This is a genomic window from Bradyrhizobium sp. USDA 3315 (genome assembly GCF_054056795.1).
In genome coordinates, this window is the sequence record NZ_JBSRYP010000001.1 from 2,171,615 (window position 1) to 2,186,914 (window position 15,300).

Here is a 15,300-nt window from a genome sequence, read left to right on the forward strand (position 1 = left end):
CAGAGATATCCCATGACGAGCCTTGCCGTCAGCGACCACCAGGCAGAGACCGCGGCGCCCGCGAAGGCGATCCAGCCGGTCTGGGTGCGCATGGTGCACTGGATCAACGCCTTCGCGATGATCCTGATGATCATGTCCGGCTGGCAAATCTACAACGCCTCGCCGCTGTTTGGCTTCACCTTCTCGCGGAGCATCACGCTTGGCGGCTGGCTTGGCGGTGCGCTGCTCTGGCATTTCGCCGCGATGTGGCTGTTGATGGTCAATGGCCTGGTCTATCTGGCGCTGGGTTTCGCCACCGGCCGCTTCCGCAAGAAGCTGCTGCCGATCACCCCCGGCGGCGTGATTGCCGACACCAAGGCGGCGCTGACCTTCAAGCTGTCGCATGACGATCTCAGCAAATACAATTCGGTGCAGAAACTGCTCTATGCCGGCATCATCGTGGTCGGCGTCGTCATCGTGCTGTCCGGCCTGTCGATGTGGAAGCCGGTGCAGCTGCACTGGCTGGTGTCGCTGTTCGGCGGCTACGATTTCGCCCGCTATGTTCACTTCACCTGCATGGCGCTGATCGTCGCCTTCCTGGTGATCCATGTCGCGCTCGCGCTGCTGGTGCCGAAGAGCCTGCGCGCCATGATCATCGGACGCTAAAGCGCGATGAGATTGTCATCGCGTTTTAGCTTCTTGTTATTTGAGCATGATCTGTTCGGAAAACCGCTTCGCACTTTTCCGGATCATGCTGTAGGAGGTTTGTCATGGGTCGTCTCCGCAAGCTCCTGATCCCCGGTGTCGACAAGAAGCTGCTCGTGCGCGATGCGGTGAAGGCGATGCCGGAGCTGACGCGCCGTCGCTTCATCACGGCGGGCACCAGCCTCGGCGCGCTGACGCTATTGACCGGCTGCGATGTGGTCGATTCGTCGTCGGCCGAGGAAATGCTGAAACACGTTTCGAAGTTCAACGATGCGGTGCAGGCCTGGATGTTCAATCCGGATGCGCTGGCGCCGACCTTCCCCGAGAGCATGATCACCAAGCCGTTCCCGTTCAACGCCTATTACGATCTCGACGACGCGCCTGAGATCGCAGGCGCTGACTGGAAGCTCGAGGTGCGCGGGCTGGTCGAGAACAAGAAGTCGTGGATGCTCGACGAATTGTACAAGTTGCCGCAGGTCAAGCAGGTGACGCGCCACATCTGCGTCGAGGGCTGGAGCGCGATCGGCAGCTGGACCGGGACGCCCTTGCGCGACTTCCTCAAGCTGGTCGGCGCCGACACCCGTGCCAAATATGTCTGGTTCCAGTGCGCCGACAAGGACGGCTACAACTCGCCGCTCGACATGCGCTCGGCGCTCCATCCGCAGACCCAGATGACGTTCAAATTCGGCGACGAGATCCTGCCGCGCGCCTACGGCTTTCCGATGAAGATCCGGGTCCCGACCAAGCTCGGGTTCAAGAACCCGAAATACGTGCTCTCGATGGAAGTCACCAACGACTACAAGGGCGGCTACTGGGAAGACCAGGGCTACAATTCGTTCAGCGGAAGTTAGCCGTCGTCCCGGCCTAGTGCGCAATTGCGCACGGGAGCCGGGACCCATACCCCGCGGCCGAGGGAATAGGTACGAGGGGAGACGCTTCCTTACATCCCAACCAGCTGTGGTTATGGGTCCCGGCCTTCGCCGGGACGACGCCGGGAGGGGACCTTCCTCTGAAACGCCGACAGCAGCGCGCCGAGCGCAAGCATCGCGGCCGAGACGTTCAACGCAAATGACAGGCTGCCGACCGCGTCGGTGATGGCGCCGACCACGATCGGTCCGAGCGTCTGGCCGATGCCGAAGGCGATGGTCATCGCCGCGATCGCGGTCGGCCATGACTGTGGCGGGTAGTTGAAACGCACGAAGGCGGTGGTCGAGCCGACCACGGCGAAGAAGGCGACGCCGAACACCAGCGCCGAGATCGCCAGCAGCAGCGGCGAATGCCCGAAGATCGGCAGGCTGGCGCCGAGCGCGTTGACGCCGAGGATAATGGTGGTGGCGAGCCCGCCGCGGTCGAGCGCCAGCACCCGTCCCCAGACCCAGGGCGTGACGAATGCGCTGACGCCGATCAGGCTCCAGAACGCGCTCTGTGCAGCCGCGCCGCCGCCGCCGTCGCGGACATAGGCGATCATGAAGGTCATGTAGGCGATGTAGCCGGCGCCGAACAGGAAGTAGGCGGCGAGGTAGATCAGGACCGGCATGACAGCGAATTGGGTCCGCACGATGCCGCCGGCGGCGGCGTTGGCGTGGAGCGGCGCCAGCATCAGCGGCAGGGTCATGATCGCGGAAAGCAGCGTCATCGCCCACCACACGATCCACCACGAGCCGGCGCCAAAACGCTGCAGCACGAAGGGCGCGATCAAGCCCGATGCGAGGATGCCGACGCCTGGCCCGGCATAGAACAGGCTGAGCAGGAAATTCGCGCGTTCGGGTCGCGATTGCGCGATGGTCGCCGCGAGCGCGCCGCCGCCGACAAAGCCGATCGCGGCGGCGAAGCCGACCAGCAGGCGGGCAAAGCTCAGCACCGCGAAATTGCCCGAGAGGGCGCAAAGCGCCAGCGACAGCGCGCAGGCCAGCGTCGACCAGCGCACCGACGCGGCAAGTCCGAAGCGTTCAATCAGGCGCGAGGCGAGCAGCGCGCCGACCAGATAGCCGGCGGCATTGATCGTGTTCATGAAGCCGGCGGCCGAATAGGACCAGGCCAGCTGCTCGCGCATGTCGGGCAGCACCAGCGAATAGGCAAACCGGCCGATGCCGAGACCGACCGTCGGTGCAAGCGACAGAATAAGGATCAGCCGCGCGGGATGCGGGTAGGACGGGGCGGGGGCTCTCACAATTCACTCCGGCAATGCGGCCATTGTGACAGGCCGCATCGGCGCTGCCCAGCGCCGATGCCTGCAACACTGTCTTGCGTATCAGGCAATCAGGCGATGAGGACCAGCGCGACGCCGATCACGGTCAGCAGGGTTCCGGCGACAATCCGCGCCGTGATCTCGACATGCTTGAGCATCATCGCGCTCATCACCACGGTGACCAGCGGATAGATCGCGGCGAGCGGCGCCACCAGCGTGATCGGGCCGTTGCGGACCGCGGCGAACAGGCTGAGCGCACTGAGTCCGTTGCTGATCCCGGTCAGCGCGAACCAGAAGCGACCCTCGCGCGGCGCCTGCACCATGAAGCTGCCCTTGCGGACCCGTTGCACGGTCAGCACCACCAGCGAGGACATGACGTAGCCGACCAGGCAGGCCCATAGTGGGCTCGGCCAGATCGCAAGGCCGAGCTTGGCGATCGGCGGCACGATGCCGCGCACCAGCGCGCTCGCGAGCGGCAGCAGCAGGGCCCAGCTGCGCCAATGGCCGAGGTCGCGCGGCCTCGTCACGGTGATGATGGCGGCGCCCGCGACCGCGACGACGAGGCCGATGAGCTGCTGCGGCAGCAAGGGCTCGTGCAGCAGCACCACGGCGGCGGCGACCGCAAACAGCGGTGCCAGATTGCCCAGCGTCGAGGTGATGACCGGCCCGAGCGCCCGGTTCGACGCAAAGGTCAGGAGCGTCAGCGAGGCCGGGAAGAACAGCCCGATCGCCATGAAGATCGGCAGGGCGCGCCAGACCACCGGCTCGCCATGCAGGATCAGTGGCGACAGCACCAGGAACAGCAGGGTGAAAGAGGGCACGCTGATCGCGGCGCCCGACAGCGGCTCGACGGTGCGCAGGCCAAGCTGCGCCAGCACCACCCCGGCGCCGAGGAAAATCGCCGAGGCGAAGGCGTAGACGATGGCTGCGGTCATGAGGTCCGTCTTGTTGGCTTCTAGAGGCGCGGGTTGCCCGTTGGGACCATTCTGGGCCGATCCGAGGTGCCTTGCCAATCCGGCTCCGGCGTTTTAGCACTCCGGCCGGATTTCCCCCGCTCGTCATGCCCGGGCTCGACCCGGGCATCCATCCATCTTCAGAGAGACCTTTCGAAGCGGGATGGATTGCCGGGTCATCTGTGCGAGGACACGCTTCGCGCTCTTGCCCGGCAAAGACAACAACGATTAGCTCGAGGTAACACCATGGCGACCCATAAACTGCTGCTTCTCCCCGGCGACGGCATCGGCCCCGAAGTGATGGCCGAGGTGCAGCGCCTGATCGACTGGCTGAATGCGCAGGGCATCGCGAAGTTCGAGACCGAGCAGGGCCTGGTCGGCGGTTCCGCCTATGACGCCCACAAGGTGTCGATCTCCGAGGGCGACATGGCCAAGGCGACGGCGGCGGACGCCGTGATCTTCGGCGCGGTCGGCGGCCCGAAGTGGGACAGCGTGCCCTATGAGGTGCGTCCCGAGGCCGGCCTGCTGCGGCTGCGCAAGGATCTCGGCCTGTTCGCCAATCTGCGCCCGGCGGTGTGCTACCCGGCGCTCGCCGAGGCCTCGAGCCTGAAGCGCGACGTGGTCGAGGGGCTCGACATCATGATCGTCCGCGAGCTCACCGGCGGCGTCTATTTCGGCGAACCGAAGACCATCACCGATCTCGGCAACGGCCAGAAGCGCGCGGTCGACACCCAAGTCTACGACACCTACGAGATCGAGCGCATCGGCCGCGTCGCCTTCGACCTGGCGCGCAAGCGCCGCAACAAGGTGACGTCGATGGAGAAGCGCAATGTCATGAAGTCGGGCGTGCTCTGGAACGAGGTCATGACCCAGGTCCATGCGCGCGAATACAAGGACGTCACGCTCGAGCACCAGCTCGCCGATTCCGGCGGTATGAACCTCGTCAAGGCGCCGAAGCAGTTCGACGTCATCGTGACCGACAATCTGTTCGGCGACATGCTGTCGGACATCGCGGCGATGCTGACCGGCTCGCTCGGCATGCTGCCGTCGGCCTCGCTCGGCGAAGTCGACTCGAAGACGAAGAAGCGGCGCTCGCTGTTCGAGCCGGTGCACGGCTCGGCGCCCGATATCGCAGGCCGAGGCCTCGCCAATCCGATCGCGATGATCTCGTCGTTCGGCATGGCGCTGCGCTATTCCTTCGACATGGGCGAGCTCGCCGACAAGGTCGATGCCGCGATCGCGGCCGTGCTCGCCAGCGGCCTGCGCACCGCCGACATCAAGTCGGAAGGCACCACGCCGGCCAGCACGAGCCAGATGGGCGAGGCGATCCTGAAGGAATTGCAGAAGCTGCACGCGTGACAGCACCAAAAATGAAAATGCCCGGCCGGAGCCGGGCATTTTCGTATCGGCTGCTCACCGAAATTCTCAGTACAGCGGGAAATTCCGCGGATAGCCGCCGAGATCGGCCGGCGGGCTGAGCGGCTGGCGATCGATCGGGCGGTTGTTGTTCTCGCGCGCGAACGAGGGATAGCCGATATCCGGCGGATAGGCGTAGTCGTTGAACTTGCGGTCGCCGGGCAGCACTTCGGTGCCGGCGTCGAGCCACGAGCGCGTGGTGACGTAAACGCGGGTGCGCGGACCCTGCTGATAGACCCGGTTCGGACCTTGCGCGCCGTAATAGCGGCGGCCGTCGCGGTCATACTGCTCCTGCTGCTTGCGCTTGGCCGGGCTCTGCGCGCTGGCCGCGGTCATGCCGAACGCGGTTGCGGTGACGGCAGCCGCGGCAAGCAACACCACGAGCTTGTTCGCGGCAGGGAATTTCAAGGTCATCGCATCCTCGTCATTACGGCCCCATCGGGGCTGGCGCGTCCGCCAAAATCACTCGGAACACATTGTAGCCATGGTGGGGAGGCCGTCACTAGGTCAATTGCGCCACACCGGCCGAGATAATGCGTGTCCAAGCGCAAAAGTTTCATGAAAACCAGTGCCTTGCCACGGTCTCGCCATCAAAGCGCGCCGCGCAGGCGCGGGTTCTCGCTGCCCATGACCCAGTCGGCCGACAGGGCGGGCGCGCCGGAGGTAACGCAGTCGGTGCGCTTGAGCTCGGCATGTGCGAACAAGGCGGCGAGCCGCGGATCGTTGCCCGCGGCCAGCAGGGTCAGGCGGTTCAGCATGCAGACGATCGCGGCGCGCCGCGCCGGCAGGCTGGTGCCCTGGCAGGTCCAGCCAGAGATCCGGAGGTCAGGCGCGTCGGCCTGCTTGAGGAAGCCGAGGCAGGCACGGTCGCCGTCCTGCCGCGCCGGGCGCAGCAAGGTGACGCTGCCGAACTTGCTGTCGACGATGCCGGCCGCCTCGAGCTCGCGGACGCCATCCGGGTCGAACCGCCCGGCAATCTCGGTGACCGCAGGCCCCATGGCCTCGCCGCCGGGGCGGTAGATTTCCAGCTCGGCGACCGCTGCACCGTTGGCATCGGCCCAGCGGACGACGTCCTTGCGGCCGCCCTCGGGGTGCCGGAAGATCTCGTAAGTCTCTGTTTTATCTCGCAGATCGATCCGGCTCACGGCAAAGGCCGGCGCCGTGCGGCCGGCCGGGCTCCAGCCTGCGGCGGCAGGGGCCGCCATCGCCGTTGCGTCGGGCAGTTGCTTCCATAGATAGTTGCCGAGGACGACGAACAGCGCGAGCACGGCGACATAGGCGAACAGCCGGGAGAGCGTGGCGTACACCTCGTCGACGAAGCTCGTCAGTGCTGACGGATTTCTCGTATGATGGGGCGCGGCCGGATCGGCCCGAAATAAACGCATCAAAACGCTCAAAAGCTACGCAACGTTGTCTTGACGGGGTTTCTCGCATAGAAGCGCTGCCTCTTCCCTTTCCGCAGCTTGCGGGGGAACGGGCATTTTTCGGCGGAGAGTGAACGATGGGTTACAAAGTCGCGGTGGTCGGAGCGACCGGCAATGTCGGGCGCGAAATGCTCAACATTCTCGACGAGCGCAAATTCCCCGCCGACGAGGTCGTCGTGCTGGCCTCGCGCCGCAGCGTCGGCATCGAGGTCTCCTATGGCGACCGCACGCTGAAGGTGAAGGCGCTCGAGCACTATGACTTCTCCGACATCGACATCTGCCTGATGTCGGCCGGCGGTTCGGTCTCCAAGGAATGGTCGCCCAAGATCGGCGCCGCCGGCGCGGTCGTGATCGACAACTCCTCGGCCTGGCGCATGGACCCCGACGTGCCGCTGATCGTGCCCGAGGTCAACGCGGATGCGACCGCCGGCTTCACCAAGAAGAACATCATCGCCAACCCGAACTGCTCGACCGCGCAGCTCGTGGTCGCGCTGAAGCCGCTGCACGACAAGGCGACGATTACGCGCGTCGTGGTCTCGACCTATCAATCGGTGTCGGGCGCCGGCAAGGACGCGATGGACGAATTGTTCTCGCAGACCAAGGCCGTCTACACCAATGACGAGCTGGTCAATAAGAAGTTTCCGAAGCGCATCGCCTTCAACGTCATTCCTCAGATCGACGTCTTCATGGAAGACGGCTACACCAAGGAAGAGTGGAAGATGATGGCGGAGACCAAGAAGATCCTCGATCCGAAGATCAAGCTCGCCGCCACCTGCGTACGCGTGCCGGTCTTCGTCGGTCACTCCGAAGCCGTCAACGTCGAGTTCGCCAATCCGATCACGCCGGACGAGGCGCGCGACATCCTGCGCCGCGCGCCGGGCTGCCTCGTGATCGACAAGCACGAGCCGGGCGGCTACGTCACGCCCTATGAGGCGGCCGGCGAGGACGCGACCTATATCAGCCGCATCCGCGAGGACGCGACAGTGGAGAACGGCCTGTCGTTCTGGTGCGTGTCGGACAACCTGCGCAAGGGCGCGGCGCTCAATGCCGTGCAGATCGCCGAAGTCCTGATCAACCGCAAGCTGATCACCGCCAAGCAGAAGGCGGCATAAAAGCTGCCGCGGGAATACGGCGTCAGGAAGCGCGTGGCATGGCGGAAGCGGAACAACCGGGGACCTATCGGCCCAATCCGACGCTGAAGCGGGTTGAACGTCGTTTCGAGAACCTGCTGTTCAACAGCCGCTGGCTGATGGCGCCGTTCTATTTCGGCCTCGTCATCAGCCTCGCGGCGTTGCTGTTCAAGTTCTGCATGGAGCTGTGGCACTTCATCCTGCATGTGCCGGATGCCAAGGAATCCGACATCATTCTCGGCGTGCTGGCGCTGATCGACATCTCGCTGACCGGCAATCTGATCCTGATCGTGGTGTTCTCGGGCTACGAGAACTTCGTCTCGAAGATCGATCCGGAAGGGCATCCGGATTGGCCGGACTGGATGACCAAGGTCGATTTCGGCGGCCTGAAGCAAAAACTGCTGGCGTCGATCGTCGCGATCTCGGCGATTCAGGTGCTGAAGGCGTTCATGAACCTCGATACCGCGTTCGACCCCAGCAAGCTCGCCTGGCTGGTCGGCGTGCACCTGGTATTCGTGGTGTCGTCCTTCATGCTCGCGATCTCCGACCGCTGGGGCAGCGGCCATCACGGCGACGAGTAGATTCTACTCGCCCGATTTCAGCTCGTCGCGGACGCTGATGAATTCCTTCGCGACCCGGTCGAGCACGAACAGCGAGCCCTCGGCGACGCCGAAATAGGCACCGTGCAGCTGCATCTCGCCGCTCTCGACGCGTTCGCGCACGAACGGGAAGGTCATCAGGTTCTCCAGCGAGCGGAACACCGCGGCCTTCTCGATGCGGACGACGAAATCCTGCATGGTCTCATGCTCGCGTTGCTCGACGATTTCGCCGGGCTTTATGAACATCTGCATCCATTTGCCGATGAAGTCGCCGGGCGTGAGCGGCTTGATCTTGTCGACGAAGGCGCGGATGCCGCCGCACTGCGCGTGGCCCAGCACCACGATGTTCTTCACCTTCAAAACGGTCACGGCATATTCCAGCGCGGCCGAGACGCCGTGGGCGTTGCTGTCGGGCTGATAGACCGGAACCAGATTGGCGATGTTGCGGACCACGAACAACTCGCCGGGGCCGGCGTCGAAGATCACCTCCGGCGAGACGCGGGAGTCGCAGCAGCCGATCACCATGGTCTCAGGAAACTGGCCGCGCTCCGAGAGGTCCTGGTAGCGCGACTGCTCGGTCGGCAGCCGCTGGGTCGCGAACGTCCGGTAGCCGTCGATCAACTGCTTCGGAAAGAATTTCATGGCCTCTGGCTAACCACATGCGGGTAACGGGAACAAGACTTTCGGCGTGTGGCCTGAGATGATACGGCAGCGTTGAAGAATGGTTCCCGCCCGATGCCTAAACAATGGCCACCGGCGGAGCCCGAGCCCCCAGGAGAATGTCGATGACCCGTCCGCGCCGCAGCTTGTTGTTCATGCCGGGATCGAATGCACGGGCGCTGGAAAAGGCCCGGACGCTGCCGGCGGACGGCATTATCCTCGACTTGGAGGATTCCGTTGCCCCCGACGCCAAGGCCACAGCCCGGGAGCAGATCGCCACGGCGGTCGCGGCCAAGGGCTTTGGCAAGCGCGAGGTGCTGATCCGCATCAACGCGCTCGACACGCCCTGGTGGGTCGACGACATCGGCATGGCCGGCAAGTCGCAGCCGGACGGGATCCTGGTTCCCAAGATCTCGACCGTCGACGATCTCAACGCCGTCGCCGATCGCCTCAGCGACATCAGTGCGCCTGCCTCGATCCGGGTCTGGGCGATGATCGAAACCGCGCGCGCGGTGCTCGACGCCGACAAGCTGGCCGCGGCATCGAAGGATTCCGAAACCCGGCTCGCCGGCTTCGTGTTCGGGCCGAACGACATTGCCCGCGAAACCCGGATCCGGATGAAGCCGGGCCGCGCGGCGATGATTCCGATGATCACGCATTGCATCCTGGCGACCCGCGCGCACGGGCTCGAGATCCTCGACGGGCCCTATAGCGACATCAGCAATGTCGACGGCTTCGCGGAGGAATGCGCGCAGGGCCGCGATCTCGGCTTCGACGGCAAGACGCTGATCCATCCGAGCCACATCGATGCCTGCAACGCGATCTTCACGCCGCCGGAGGCCGAGGTCGCCGAGGCGCGCAAGATCATTGCCGCCTTCGAGAAGCCGGAGAACGCCTCGCGCGGCGCGATCCAGCTCGACGGCCGCATGGTCGAGCGCCTGCACGCCGAGATGGCCAGGCGCACGATCGCGATCGCCGATGCGATCGCCGCGATGGGGCATTAATTCCACCTTCCCCTGGAGGGGGAGGGTCGGATCGCGTTGAGCGTAGCGAAATGCGAGCCGGGGTGCGGTAATCTCTCAACACGAGCAGATTATGCGTGGAGAGACTGTCACCCCACCCCGCCGCTCATTTCATTCGCGTCGACCCTCCCCCTCCAGGGGAGGGTGATTATCGCGCCCCAAACCTCTCCGCTGCCCACGCGTAGAGGCTGCCCGGGATCGGCGCCTCCTTGCCGCGTCCTTTCGGCGAGATGTGCAGGCCGATGATCGCGGGATCGTTCAGGTAGCGCGAAAAATCCGACGGCTCGAAGAACAGCTTCGGCTCGGCATGCACGGCGTAGAATGATCGCTTCGGCAGCGCGTGCTGCAACTCGCCCGCGCGGCGCGCCAGCGCGGTGAGGGCCGCCGGGCCGTAGATCGCGACACGGATGTCGGCGAGGCGGTTGGATTTGCCGCGCAGCCGGCGCATCGCAAAGGTCAGGCGGTGGCGCAGCGCCAGCCAGTCCGGGATCAGCTCGTCCTGCTGCATCAGCGCATCGAAGGCGCGCACGATCGGATCGTCGGGCGGCAGATACAGCACGGAGTTGCCGAGCTGCCGCGGCCGCTCCCAGGCAAAATAGGGCTTTGCCGGATCGAGCTCGACGCCCTTCAGCAGCAGCACGTCGGCGTCGAGCCAGAGACCGGCGCGCCGCGCCATCAGCCGCATGCGGAAGAAGTCGCTGAACTGCAGCATGGTCCAGTCGCGCCACGAGCCGTCGGGCTCCGCCGGGCGCAGCTTCTCCGCGAACGAATGCGGCAGCACGGCTTCGGCTTCGGCATTGCCGATACCGTCGGGCAGGCCGGGAATCGGATCGAAACTGTAGACGGTGACCTTGTGCCCCGCCGCCGCCTGCGAGCGCAGGCAGGTCTGGCGCAGCGCGTCCATCGAGCCGTGCCAGAAGGTGACGATATCAGGCAGCATGCGCGTCAGCTATCAGCGGGTTTGCGGCGAGCGAATTCGGCAAAGAAAAGCCCCGGCGCCTGACGGCACCGGGGCACGATGATGGGCTGAGCCTCAAGCCCAGGCGCGTTCCCTAAGCTTGGTCTCGTAGCTGTCGATCGACGATTTCTTTTCCATCGTCAGGCCGATGTCGTCGAGGCCGTTGATCAGGCAGTGCTTGCGGAACGGGTCGATCTCGAACTTGACCTTACCGCCGTCGGGACCGCGGATCTCCTGGTTGGGGAGGTCGATGGTCAGCGTCGCATTGGCGCCGCGCTCGGCGTCGTCGAACAGCTTGTCGAGGTCCTCCTGCGACACGCGGATCGGCAGGATGCCGTTCTTGAAGCAGTTGTTGTAGAAGATGTCGCCAAACGAGGTCGAGATCACGCAGCGGATGCCGAAGTCGAGCAGTGCCCAGGGCGCGTGCTCGCGGCTCGAGCCGCAGCCGAAATTGTCGCCGGCGACCAGCACCTTCGCGTTGCGATAGGCGGGCTGGTTGAGGACGAAATCCGGGTTCTCGCTGCCGTCATCCTTGTAGCGCTGCTCGGAGAAAAGCCCCTTGCCAAGGCCGGTGCGCTTGATGGTCTTGAGGTACTGCTTCGGAATGATCATGTCGGTGTCGACATTGATGATCTTCAGCGGCGCCGCGACGCCTTCCAGCGTGGTGAACTTGTCCATCGGTGCTCTTCCCGGGCAAAAAATAGCGGATATCTGCCGGATGTTTATCGCGAATGTGACAGCGGTAAAAGGGCCATTTCTGCAGGGCTAGCCCGCATCGGCCTCAATCGCCTCCATATCGGCGTCGGAGAGGCCGAAATGGTGCCCGATCTCATGGATCAGCACGTGGCGAACGATGTGGCCGAGGGTCTCGTCGTGCTCCGCCCAGTAATCCAGGATCGGCCGGCGGTACAGCCAGACCAGGTTGGGCAGCCGGGCCACGTCGCTATGGCTCTGCTGCGGCAGGCCGATGCCCTGAAACAGGCCGAGCAGGTCGAACTCGCTCTCGGCCTGCATCTCGTCGAGCACCTCGTCGGTCGGAAAGTCGTCGACGCGGATGATCAGGCCCTCGCAGAGGGCCCGGAACGTCTTGGGCAGGCGCTCGAAAACCTCGTGCGCCATGGCCTCCATCTCGGCCAGCGAGGGGGCTTTTTCTGTGGTCCACATGACACTCCTTTAGCGCGAGTGCTATCTGCGGCGCCAGCGCAGTTGACCTTGGCGGCGCAATGGGAGACCGTGCCGCCCACGAATGGGGCTCAAGAATCGAGCTTGGGTGGGCGTAATGAAACGGATCGTGGCGACAGCGCTGTTGGCTGTAGCAGTCGGGCTCTCGCTCCCGGCGACAAAGGCGCAGGCACAGAGCGCGGCGGCTGAGGCGCGCGTCGGCGAGGCGGCACCGGTCGCGCGCACGCGCGTCGTCGAGCGCCGCCGGCTGAAGCGCGTGCCGATCTACCGGTCCCGGCCCGATCATTGGGAACCCGATGTCATCCCGCGCTACAACCCCGGTCCGAACGCCGTGCGCGACTGCACCGCGACCTATGTGCAGGAGCACCGGCCGAGCGGTACCGTGATCACGCCGCGCATGAACTGCTTCTGGCGGCCGGGCTAGTTACGCGTATGTCGGCGCGTTGCGCCGATCATCGCAACAGCCGCGATCAAACCTGTCGCCCATAAACCGCCGCCGCCATCAGCATCCGCGTGCGATGGCTTGCGGTGCCGATGTCGTCGCCCGGTCCTTGGCGGCGAGCGCGACATCGCCGAGCATGATGGAACAGCTGAGCGCCGCGAGGGCTGTTTGAAACATCGATCTGCGTGGGCTTGTTCGTGTCACGGCAATCTCCTGCAACAAACGGAAGGCGAGATACGACCATCGTCTATGTCGTTTGCGCACCAACGCGAAAAATCATCGCGCAGTGCCGGAACCTGATCGCGCCGGCGGCATTCATGTTCGTGGCGCAGTCATTCACTTCCCATTCACGTCGTCCGCATTCTGCTAGCGATCTGCGTCGCGGCAACGGCGTCGATTCGAAAGCCCAGGCGTTTCCAGCGGAGCCTGTCCCGCACGTGATGCGGGATGGACACCGGTTCGCGTGAGGAAAACGCGTCAAGCAGAAGTTCGAGTCGTCGTTGCAAGACGTGACTTCAAGGGATCAAGGAGACAATTCATGAAGGCGATGAAGGTTCTGGGGCTCGCGGCTGTCGGTGCCGTGTTGGTGTTGGCGGCGCCGGCCGAGCGTGCAAGCGCGATGTCGCTCGCCACGCCGGGCACAGCCGCCACGGTTCAGGACAACGCGAACCAGGCGACCACGCAGGTACGCTGGGGTGGGCGCGGGTGGCATCGTGGCTGGCATCGCGGACATCACCGCGGCTGGGGGCATCGTCGCCACTGGCGCCGTTGATCGCGCGGCGTATTAGCGCAGTTGAGACACAGGCCCGTGAGCAGCGGGCCTGTTGTCGTTCTCAGCCATCAAACCGGCAGATTCGCCCACGCGAGATGATATCCATCGCAATCTGCAGGAGTTGATCATGATGAGATGGATCGGTCTCGCGGCTGTCGCTTGTACATTCGCGTTGACGGCGCCGGCATCGGCAACCGCCGCGGCATCAGCCAAGCCGCAGGCCGCGGCACCGCAGCGGCAAGCAGGCAAGGCAACGGATATCAGCGCGCAGCGCCATCATCATTACCATCGTCGCCACTATCACTACGGCTACCGTCCTTATTACCGGCCGTACTACCGGCCCTATTCCTATTATCGGCCGTACGGCTCCTATTATTACGGGCGGCCCTATTACTATCGGCCGTACCCCTATGCTGCGCCGGCGCCATTCACCTTCGGCTTCGGGTTCGGCCCGTTCTGGTGATGCACGCAGTCGCGCCGTGCGCGACATCAGCCGTGCAACAAGAGAGCAGCTCCGATCGGAGCTGCTCCATCCGTCTCAGGGCGCGAAGCCCTTCGCCAGCAGCACAATGCCCTGCGCACCCGCCTTGCGATCCCTGGAGATCTCGACATATTCGGGCGACTCCGACCAGGCACGGAATGCGGCTTCGTCAGGGAATGACATCAGCACCAGCTTGTCGCGATCCCAGCTGCCCTCGATCACCGCGGGCTGTTCGTCGGCCGACAGCAGGCGTCCGTTGAACTTCCTGAATACGTCGAAGAAGCGCGCCTGATACTGATCATAGGCGGCGCGATCGGTCATCTTGAGTTGCACGATCACATAGACAGTCACTGACGTTTCTCCCGGACGTTTCGCCGCAGCGTTTTGCGCGTTCATGGCGCATTCACTCAGCGATTTCTAGCGTCATGCCGGGAGCGACTGCAATGAACGCAATGAAACCGGCTGCCATGCAGCTTGGTGCTCGTTGCCGTTGTCAGGGAGGTTCAGAGATGAGGGAGAGCTATTTGCGGCGCGGATTGGTGCGCCGTCTCGGCGTTGCGGCGGCCGCTGTCTTCGCATTGTCGGTTGCTTCGCAGCAGCGCGCCGAAGCGCTGTCGCTGGCGAGCCCGGCCGCCGCGCCCGCGGCAAGGTCTGCGGCCGATGCCATGACGACCCAGGTCCGGCACGGCGGTGGCGGCCACGGCGGCGGAGGTTTTCATGGTGGCGGCTTCCGCGCCGCGCCGGCGTTCCATGGCGGCTATCGCCATGGCGGCTTCCATCGCCATTATGGCGGTTATCACCGCTTCTATGGCGGCGGTTACCGCTACGGCTATCGGCTCTATTATCGCCGGCACTTCCATCACCGGCGCTTCTTCTACGGATCGTCCTACTATTACCCGGCCTACTATCATCACCGCCGTTGCCGGGTGGTCTGGACCTATTACGGACCGCGCCGGATCTGCCGGCCGTGGTGGCACCACCGCCACTACTGGCGGCCGTACCGGGTCTATTGGTAAAGTCTGAAATGACAGCGGGCGCCCCACGGCGCCCGTCTTGTTGAGTCACTCTCTTTGTGCGCCAAAGCGTGTTCGAGCGAAGTGGATGCCGGTTGGCGTGAAGAAACCGCGTCAAGAAAGAAACGCTAATCCCAGTTCTTCAGCTTCCAGGACTTTATCTTCCACGGCGTCAGGTTTTCCATCCGCCATTGCGTCCAGCGCTCCGGCGGCCAGTGGCTGAGGCGCGAGGTTTCCTTCACCTCGGGAAGCGGATCGATGATGCGCGCTACTGCACGACGGCGCTTCTGGCGCGTCGCGTCGCTGATCATGTCGACGAATTCGGGTTTATCGGCCACGGCACGCGCTCCTTGCGAAGGCTTGTTTTCGCAAGGAG

The 15,300-nt window shown here is 64.4% G+C and carries 20 protein-coding genes; 10 read left to right on the forward strand and 10 right to left on the reverse strand.

All coding sequences use genetic code 11. The features are described from left to right. The first annotated feature begins 12 nt into the window (after window positions 1-12). Together ACVIYL_RS10040 and ACVIYL_RS10045 are read left to right on the forward strand one after the other, a co-directional pair. Entirely contained in the window at window positions 13-645 is a 633-nt protein-coding gene (locus ACVIYL_RS10040) for a cytochrome b/b6 domain-containing protein (protein WP_225163596.1), read from the forward strand. Between the two features lie 104 nt (window positions 646-749). Further along, window positions 750-1,535, forward strand: a complete 786-nt coding sequence (locus tag ACVIYL_RS10045; protein WP_456778422.1) for a molybdopterin-binding protein — start codon at window positions 750-752, stop codon at window positions 1,533-1,535. A gap of 110 nt (window positions 1,536-1,645) precedes the next feature. Here the strand turns inward: ACVIYL_RS10045 and ACVIYL_RS10050 are convergent, their stop codons facing one another. Further along, window positions 1,646-2,854 (reverse strand): YbfB/YjiJ family MFS transporter, encoded by a 1,209-nt coding sequence (locus tag ACVIYL_RS10050; protein WP_456778423.1) that lies wholly within the window; start codon window positions 2,852-2,854, stop codon window positions 1,646-1,648. A gap of 89 nt (window positions 2,855-2,943) precedes the next feature. Next, window positions 2,944-3,807 carry an EamA family transporter gene (locus ACVIYL_RS10055; protein WP_456778424.1) on the reverse strand — a complete coding sequence of 288 codons (864 nt, stop codon included), beginning with the start codon at window positions 3,805-3,807 and terminating at the stop codon, window positions 2,944-2,946. A 264-nt stretch (window positions 3,808-4,071) separates the two neighbouring features. Here ACVIYL_RS10055 and leuB point away from each other — a divergent pair, with 264 nt between their 5' ends. Continuing rightward, window positions 4,072-5,184, forward strand: coding sequence for a 3-isopropylmalate dehydrogenase (leuB, locus tag ACVIYL_RS10060; RefSeq protein ID WP_092086966.1), 1,113 nt, complete (start codon window positions 4,072-4,074; stop codon window positions 5,182-5,184). Between the two features lie 66 nt (window positions 5,185-5,250). Here the strand turns inward: leuB and ACVIYL_RS10065 are convergent, their stop codons facing one another. Together ACVIYL_RS10065 and ACVIYL_RS10070 are read right to left on the reverse strand one after the other, a co-directional pair. Next, window positions 5,251-5,655 carry a hypothetical protein gene (locus tag ACVIYL_RS10065; RefSeq protein ID WP_069277254.1) on the reverse strand — a complete coding sequence of 135 codons (405 nt, stop codon included), beginning with the start codon at window positions 5,653-5,655 and terminating at the stop codon, window positions 5,251-5,253. 176 nt (window positions 5,656-5,831) lie between these two features. Beyond that, the gene (locus ACVIYL_RS10070; RefSeq protein ID WP_456781804.1) at window positions 5,832-6,626 is read right to left on the reverse strand and encodes a hypothetical protein; all 795 of its coding nucleotides are present in this window, start codon (window positions 6,624-6,626) and stop codon (window positions 5,832-5,834) included. Window positions 6,627-6,742: 116 nt separating this feature from the next. On the opposite strand from ACVIYL_RS10070, the gene ACVIYL_RS10075 reads away from it, so the two are divergent. Both ACVIYL_RS10075 and ACVIYL_RS10080 read left to right on the forward strand, forming a co-directional pair. Beyond that, the gene (locus ACVIYL_RS10075; RefSeq protein WP_028337877.1) at window positions 6,743-7,777 is read left to right on the forward strand and encodes an aspartate-semialdehyde dehydrogenase; all 1,035 of its coding nucleotides are present in this window, start codon (window positions 6,743-6,745) and stop codon (window positions 7,775-7,777) included. Window positions 7,778-7,815: 38 nt separating this feature from the next. After that, complete coding sequence (locus ACVIYL_RS10080) at window positions 7,816-8,376, forward strand: TIGR00645 family protein (RefSeq protein WP_253605505.1); 561 nt, start codon at window positions 7,816-7,818, stop codon at window positions 8,374-8,376. Window positions 8,377-8,379: 3 nt separating this feature from the next. Here ACVIYL_RS10080 and ACVIYL_RS10085 read toward each other — a convergent pair whose 3' ends face one another. Then, the gene (locus ACVIYL_RS10085) at window positions 8,380-9,036 is read right to left on the reverse strand and encodes a carbonic anhydrase (protein WP_310883410.1); all 657 of its coding nucleotides are present in this window, start codon (window positions 9,034-9,036) and stop codon (window positions 8,380-8,382) included. A 143-nt stretch (window positions 9,037-9,179) separates the two neighbouring features. Here ACVIYL_RS10085 and ACVIYL_RS10090 point away from each other — a divergent pair, with 143 nt between their 5' ends. Further along, entirely contained in the window at window positions 9,180-10,058 is an 879-nt protein-coding gene (locus ACVIYL_RS10090) for an HpcH/HpaI aldolase/citrate lyase family protein (RefSeq protein WP_310883409.1), read from the forward strand. 166 nt (window positions 10,059-10,224) lie between these two features. On the opposite strand, the gene ACVIYL_RS10095 is transcribed toward ACVIYL_RS10090, so the two are convergent. The 3 genes from ACVIYL_RS10095 to ACVIYL_RS10105 all read right to left on the reverse strand — a co-directional run bounded on the left by ACVIYL_RS10095 (window position 10,225) and on the right by ACVIYL_RS10105 (window position 12,198). Then, window positions 10,225-11,016, reverse strand: coding sequence for a hypothetical protein (locus ACVIYL_RS10095; RefSeq protein WP_456778425.1), 792 nt, complete (start codon window positions 11,014-11,016; stop codon window positions 10,225-10,227). A gap of 93 nt (window positions 11,017-11,109) precedes the next feature. Then, on the reverse strand, window positions 11,110-11,712 hold the full coding sequence (leuD, locus tag ACVIYL_RS10100; protein ID WP_028336269.1) for a 3-isopropylmalate dehydratase small subunit: 603 nt from the start codon (window positions 11,710-11,712) through the stop codon (window positions 11,110-11,112). 87 nt (window positions 11,713-11,799) lie between these two features. After that, window positions 11,800-12,198: a metallopeptidase family protein gene (locus ACVIYL_RS10105; protein ID WP_016847635.1), complete on the reverse strand. Its 399-nt coding sequence runs from the start codon at window positions 12,196-12,198 to the stop codon at window positions 11,800-11,802. A 115-nt stretch (window positions 12,199-12,313) separates the two neighbouring features. Between ACVIYL_RS10105 and ACVIYL_RS10110 the strand changes: the two genes are divergently transcribed. The 3 genes from ACVIYL_RS10110 to ACVIYL_RS10120 all read left to right on the forward strand — a co-directional run bounded on the left by ACVIYL_RS10110 (window position 12,314) and on the right by ACVIYL_RS10120 (window position 13,893). Next, entirely contained in the window at window positions 12,314-12,640 is a 327-nt protein-coding gene (locus ACVIYL_RS10110; protein WP_057020952.1) for a hypothetical protein, read from the forward strand. 556 nt (window positions 12,641-13,196) lie between these two features. Then, window positions 13,197-13,430 carry a hypothetical protein gene (locus tag ACVIYL_RS10115; RefSeq protein ID WP_057020951.1) on the forward strand — a complete coding sequence of 78 codons (234 nt, stop codon included), beginning with the start codon at window positions 13,197-13,199 and terminating at the stop codon, window positions 13,428-13,430. 127 nt (window positions 13,431-13,557) lie between these two features. Beyond that, entirely contained in the window at window positions 13,558-13,893 is a 336-nt protein-coding gene (locus ACVIYL_RS10120) for a hypothetical protein (RefSeq protein WP_456778426.1), read from the forward strand. Window positions 13,894-13,968: 75 nt separating this feature from the next. Here ACVIYL_RS10120 and ACVIYL_RS10125 read toward each other — a convergent pair whose 3' ends face one another. Further along, on the reverse strand, window positions 13,969-14,262 hold the full coding sequence (locus tag ACVIYL_RS10125) for a DUF1330 domain-containing protein (protein WP_456778427.1): 294 nt from the start codon (window positions 14,260-14,262) through the stop codon (window positions 13,969-13,971). Between the two features lie 158 nt (window positions 14,263-14,420). Between ACVIYL_RS10125 and ACVIYL_RS10130 the strand changes: the two genes are divergently transcribed. Next, window positions 14,421-14,927: a hypothetical protein gene (locus ACVIYL_RS10130; protein ID WP_456778428.1), complete on the forward strand. Its 507-nt coding sequence runs from the start codon at window positions 14,421-14,423 to the stop codon at window positions 14,925-14,927. Between the two features lie 125 nt (window positions 14,928-15,052). On the opposite strand, the gene ACVIYL_RS10135 is transcribed toward ACVIYL_RS10130, so the two are convergent. Continuing rightward, window positions 15,053-15,262, reverse strand: coding sequence for a hypothetical protein (locus ACVIYL_RS10135; protein WP_016847629.1), 210 nt, complete (start codon window positions 15,260-15,262; stop codon window positions 15,053-15,055). Window positions 15,263-15,300 lie beyond the last annotated feature (38 nt).

Coding starts and splice junctions, on each gene's coding strand:
- ACVIYL_RS10040 (WP_225163596.1), top strand. CDS start 13: ATGACGAGCCTTGCCGTCAGCGACCACCAGGCAGAGACCGCGGCGCCC.
- ACVIYL_RS10045 (WP_456778422.1), top strand. CDS start 750: ATGGGTCGTCTCCGCAAGCTCCTGATCCCCGGTGTCGACAAGAAGCTG.
- ACVIYL_RS10055 (WP_456778424.1), bottom strand. CDS start 3,807: ATGACCGCAGCCATCGTCTACGCCTTCGCCTCGGCGATTTTCCTCGGC.
- leuB (WP_092086966.1), top strand. CDS start 4,072: ATGGCGACCCATAAACTGCTGCTTCTCCCCGGCGACGGCATCGGCCCC.
- ACVIYL_RS10065 (WP_069277254.1), bottom strand. CDS start 5,655: ATGACCTTGAAATTCCCTGCCGCGAACAAGCTCGTGGTGTTGCTTGCC.
- ACVIYL_RS10070 (WP_456781804.1), bottom strand. CDS start 6,626: ATGCGTTTATTTCGGGCCGATCCGGCCGCGCCCCATCATACGAGAAAT.
- ACVIYL_RS10075 (WP_028337877.1), top strand. CDS start 6,743: ATGGGTTACAAAGTCGCGGTGGTCGGAGCGACCGGCAATGTCGGGCGC.
- ACVIYL_RS10080 (WP_253605505.1), top strand. CDS start 7,816: ATGGCGGAAGCGGAACAACCGGGGACCTATCGGCCCAATCCGACGCTG.
- ACVIYL_RS10085 (WP_310883410.1), bottom strand. CDS start 9,036: ATGAAATTCTTTCCGAAGCAGTTGATCGACGGCTACCGGACGTTCGCG.
- ACVIYL_RS10090 (WP_310883409.1), top strand. CDS start 9,180: ATGACCCGTCCGCGCCGCAGCTTGTTGTTCATGCCGGGATCGAATGCA.
- ACVIYL_RS10095 (WP_456778425.1), bottom strand. CDS start 11,016: ATGCTGCCTGATATCGTCACCTTCTGGCACGGCTCGATGGACGCGCTG.
- leuD (WP_028336269.1), bottom strand. CDS start 11,712: ATGGACAAGTTCACCACGCTGGAAGGCGTCGCGGCGCCGCTGAAGATC.
- ACVIYL_RS10105 (WP_016847635.1), bottom strand. CDS start 12,198: ATGTGGACCACAGAAAAAGCCCCCTCGCTGGCCGAGATGGAGGCCATG.
- ACVIYL_RS10110 (WP_057020952.1), top strand. CDS start 12,314: ATGAAACGGATCGTGGCGACAGCGCTGTTGGCTGTAGCAGTCGGGCTC.
- ACVIYL_RS10115 (WP_057020951.1), top strand. CDS start 13,197: ATGAAGGCGATGAAGGTTCTGGGGCTCGCGGCTGTCGGTGCCGTGTTG.
- ACVIYL_RS10120 (WP_456778426.1), top strand. CDS start 13,558: ATGATGAGATGGATCGGTCTCGCGGCTGTCGCTTGTACATTCGCGTTG.
- ACVIYL_RS10130 (WP_456778428.1), top strand. CDS start 14,421: ATGAGGGAGAGCTATTTGCGGCGCGGATTGGTGCGCCGTCTCGGCGTT.